The following is a 644-nucleotide window of genomic DNA, read 5'->3' as shown; positions in this document are numbered from 1 at the left end:
AAATCATTCTCACGCATAAGCTTATTTACTCGCTCTTTTCCAGCCCTAATGGCATTGTCAGGCCTTCTTTGCATGCGCTTTTTAACCTTGATATAACCTTCAGATTTGAATACACTATTCTCAATTTCAACCTTTATCTCATTCAAGACTGTCTCATCACTATGAATAGGTTTCCTACCGCGTTTACCTGTTTTAGGTACTGGTTTCTCATACCAAGTGCTACTACTATAACCCACTACTTTAAATATAAGTCGCTTTGGATATGGCTTTTGCGTTATGGAGCACACCTCTTTCATCAACAAAGCGATTATCTCTTTTTTAGTTTTGCTGCCAATTCGTTCTTTTTTTTTGTGAGTTCCAACTCCATTTGCAGCTTACCAATCATACGTTCGGCCTCCTTTAGCATTGAATCATCTGGCTTGCGCTTAAATCCATCAGCACCATGCTCAACAAACTGATCACGCCAAGAACTCAGATCGGCGATCGTTACTCCATATTTACGGCTAATAGCCTCCATGCTTTCTCCTCGAAGCAAGGACAGAACAATTTCTGTTTTGATTTTTGTCGTAAAACGTGTCTTTTTTTCCATAGCAGTACAAATTTAATTGTTTATTTTACTGCTCGGTTTAATTACGGGCTAATAT

At 38.5% G+C, this 644-nt stretch carries 2 protein-coding genes; both read right to left on the bottom strand.

The window, feature by feature from the left end; translation table 11 throughout:
- The coding region (locus JCM15548_RS24835) for a hypothetical protein (RefSeq protein ID WP_227626101.1) at positions 1-296 on the bottom strand (296 nt) is incomplete at its 3' end.
- An 11-nt stretch (positions 297-307) separates the two neighbouring features.
- The gene (locus JCM15548_RS20775) at positions 308-589 is read right to left on the bottom strand and encodes a helix-turn-helix domain-containing protein (RefSeq protein WP_062129161.1); all 282 of its coding nucleotides are present in this window, start codon (positions 587-589) and stop codon (positions 308-310) included.
- Between the last annotated feature and the right edge of the window lie 55 nt (positions 590-644).

It is taken from the genome of Geofilum rubicundum JCM 15548, from assembly GCF_000974365.1.
GTDB lineage: Bacteria > Bacteroidota > Bacteroidia > Bacteroidales > Marinilabiliaceae > Geofilum > Geofilum rubicundum.
This window is presented reverse-complemented; position numbering and strand designations above follow the sequence as displayed.

Excerpts from the sequence above, each read along its gene's own strand:
- JCM15548_RS20775 (WP_062129161.1), bottom strand. The coding sequence starts at position 589 with ATGGAAAAAAAGACACGTTTTACGACAAAAATCAAAACAGAAATTGTT.